The sequence below is a fragment of the Megasphaera sp. DJF_B143 genome (assembly GCF_900320625.1).
Lineage (GTDB): Bacteria > Bacillota > Negativicutes > Veillonellales > Megasphaeraceae > Megasphaera > Megasphaera hexanoica.
The window spans coordinates 1-3,334 of the sequence record NZ_ONTA01000054.1 but is presented as its reverse complement, the minus strand read 5'-3'; the positions used below and the strand labels follow the sequence as shown (position 1 = coordinate 3,334).

Genomic DNA, 3,334 nt, shown 5'->3' with positions numbered 1-3,334 from the left:
ACATGGGCTGCGGCGAATTTACGTACCTCATTGGTCACATCCCAGATAGACCGGGAACGGTTGCGTCGGTCGTCCAGCGTCACTTTGATAGTCGCTTCATTCTGCCGCTTTCCTCCTACCATAGCCGTGTAATAAGTGACTTCCGGTACAGTCTTCAGATAATCTTCTATCTGCCGGGCGACGCCATTTGTTCTATCCAGGCTGGCATTTGCCGGCAGCTGGATGGATACGCGGAACCCGCTTTCATCCGTCTGCGGCATAAATTCCGACCCCACGGTACCGCTGACCAGGAGTCCCAGTGCCACTGCAAACAAAAACAGGATGGGCAGGACCAGTTTCCGCGGATGATCAATACTCCATGTAAGTATCTTCGTATATTCCTGGCGGGCCCGTTCCTCCATGCGGTCCATAAATTGCCACAAAGGCCGCTTCTTTACTTCTGCCCCTTTTTTAAACAGCCGGGATGCCAGCATAGGAGTCAGGGTGAAGGAAACAAAGAGGGAAAACAAGGTAGCAAATACGATAGTCAGGCCGAATTGTTTGAAGTACTGTCCTACCATATCCGTCATAAAAGCGATAGGCAGAAAAACGACTACGTCGCACAGCGTAATGGCAATGGCGGCCATGCCGATTTCCATACGGCCGTTGAGGGCTGCCGTCTCCGGCGGCTCTCCGTTTCTGATATGGCGGTGTATATTTTCCAGAATAACGATGGAGTCATCTACGAGGATGCCAATGCAAAGGGTCATCCCCATGAGAGACATCATATTAAAGGTAAAACCGGCCATATACATGGCAAAGAACGTAGAAATAAGAGACGTCGGTATGGCTACCATAACGGCCAGGGAAGACCGCCAGCCCCGCAGGAAAAAGAACAGGACCAGGCCGGTCGTACAGAGTCCTTCAATGAGTGTCTGCAATGTGTTATGCAGGGAATTGCGGATATAAGATGCTGATTCACTGGTTACAGTAAAGGTATATTCCGGATTGTCCTGCCTCAGCGTTTCCAATTTTTTATTGACATTATCTACTGTCGATACGACGTTGGCATCACTGTTTTTATATACTTCCATGACAATGGCGTCTTCACCATTTACACGGGCATAGCGGCTGACCCGCTGATCCTGCCGCTTAATGGAAGCGACGGCTGTCAGTGGGATCCGGGCGCCTTTGGCATTGGTGATTTCAATCTGCGATAATTCAGCCTCATTGGCATACTGCGCCTTCACCCGGACGTCCGTCGCTGTGCCGGATGAATAGACCGTCCCGGACGGCATGAGCAGATTTTCTGACTTTAACGCAGAAATCACTTCTGCCAGGGTCATGTCAAAATGAACCAGCTTGTTTTTGTCGATTTCAACGGCGATTTCTTTATCCCGTCCGCCATTGAGATTGATTTCCGATACACCGTCCGCCTGCTGGAGTACATCCTGAAAATCATTATATGCCTTGGTATATATGTCATCCAGTGGCCGGGACGACTGCACGGCAATATACATGACAGGAGTGGCATTGATATCCCGCTTAATGACGACCGGCTCTTCAATTCCTGTCGGGAAACTACCCCGTATGGCATTGATTTTCTTCGTCGCATCAATGGCCGCCGCATCAGCATTGGCAGAAAAATCCAGTTCCAGTGTAATCCGCGCCTGCCCGTATGAAGCCTGGGAAGTCATGTGTTTGAGATTGGCAACGGAAGACAGGGCATTTTCCGCCGGCTTGACAACCTGCTGTTCCACCGAGTCCGCATTGGCCCCCGGATAGGCGATGGAAACGGTTACATAGGGCGTATTCAGCGCCGGCAGTAATTCTACGCCGATTTTATAAAAACTGAACAGGCCGAGAACGACAAAAAATGCTACAATCATGGCAATACCGATGGGCCGCTGTATAGAAAATTTAGTCAGATTCATGGGTAACACCTCATATTAATCAACTGTAACGGCAGTACCATCTTTCAGACGTGCCAGATTAGTCGTCGCAATGACATCTCCTTCGGAAAGTCCGTCTGTCACTTCTATATAGGAATCATTCATCAGTCCCGTCTGAACCGTGCGGATTTCAACGGTCTGGTCCGGTCTGATAACGTATGCACGGGACGTCCCGTTTTGTACATCCAGAGCTTCCTTGGGGACAAACAATGTATCTTTCCTCTGCAACACACTTATATTCATTTCAGCCAGCATCCCTCCACGGAGCAGGGCGTCAGGATTTTGCAGCGTAATACGTATGGCATAAGTCTTATCGGCATCATTCATAGCCGGACTGACATACGTAACGATTCCATCGTACGTCTTTGCCAACGAATCAATGGACACCGTAACAGGAGTTCCCATCTGCATAAAGGCGACATCTTCTTCTGACAAGGCACAATCGACATACATGCCACTCGTATCGGTGATGGTCAGCACTTTCGTATTGGCCGGTACAATCGTACCTGCTTCTGCATTCCGGTACGTTATGACACCCCTACGTGGGGCGCGCAGCGTCATGTCATCGATCTGCTGTGACAGGCTGTGTACGGCATAATCGGCTTTATCCTGTGCCGCATATTTTCCGGCAATACTGGCCGGGACAGATCCTACATTCTGGGAATTGAGATTGTCCAATACGGCCTGGGCATCGATAAAGGCCTGATATATCGTGTCCAGCTCGCGCTGGGATACAGCGCCTTCATCGCGCAGGACCTGATACCGGTTATAATTGATTTTGGCCATATCATAATCGACTTCGGCTTTTTTCAGATCGGCATAAAACTGGGATTCTGCCGCCCGTGAATCAGCCATCGCCTGCAACAGTGCCGCCTGTCCCTGCTGCAGGGAAAGAGTCGCATCGACGACGTCCTGCAGCAGCAGTACCTGGCCGGGCTCTACCGTATCACCCAGATTCACCCTGACTGCCGCTATTTTGCCAGCATATTTCGTCGTGATATCCACCTGGGATACAGGTACGGTCTTCCCCGACAGGGATATGGTACGATTCATGTCCTGCCTGGCCAATGTATACGACGCCACGGGAATCGGTCCGCTGCTTCCTTTTTCTTTTGTTATTTTCTGTGAATGGCTGACGCCGTATATGATGATGCAGGCTAATAGCAGGACCATTCCCATAGCCGTCAATTTATATGCACTGCCGTGAGGTCCCCGGAATGGATTGCAATAACGCTTCATTATATATCTCCTAATTTATTCTGAGTCTGGCAGGTCCGGATTACCGGAGCCATACCGGGCGGAATTGTGTTTTTAGTATAGAAGCCAAATGTAAACTATATGTAAACGAAATCAAAAAAAAAGTTAAAAGATATTCTTTCATTCCTGCTTTTCCCCCTGCCTGT

Annotated in this window: 2 protein-coding genes; both read right to left on the bottom strand. The window is 49.6% G+C overall.

Translation table 11 applies throughout. The features are described 5' to 3' along the window. On the bottom strand, window positions 1-1,913 hold a 1,913-nt coding region (locus DBO31_RS01575), incomplete at its 3' end, for an efflux RND transporter permease subunit (protein ID WP_150824275.1). 15 nt (window positions 1,914-1,928) lie between these two features. Next, window positions 1,929-3,170, bottom strand: a complete 1,242-nt coding sequence (locus DBO31_RS01570) for an efflux RND transporter periplasmic adaptor subunit (protein WP_150824274.1) — start codon at window positions 3,168-3,170, stop codon at window positions 1,929-1,931. Between the last annotated feature and the right edge of the window lie 164 nt (window positions 3,171-3,334).

Bases quoted from the DNA above. Each gene is read 5' to 3' on its own strand.
- DBO31_RS01570 (WP_150824274.1), bottom strand. From the start codon at position 3,170: ATGAAGCGTTATTGCAATCCATTCCGGGGACCTCACGGCAGTGCATAT.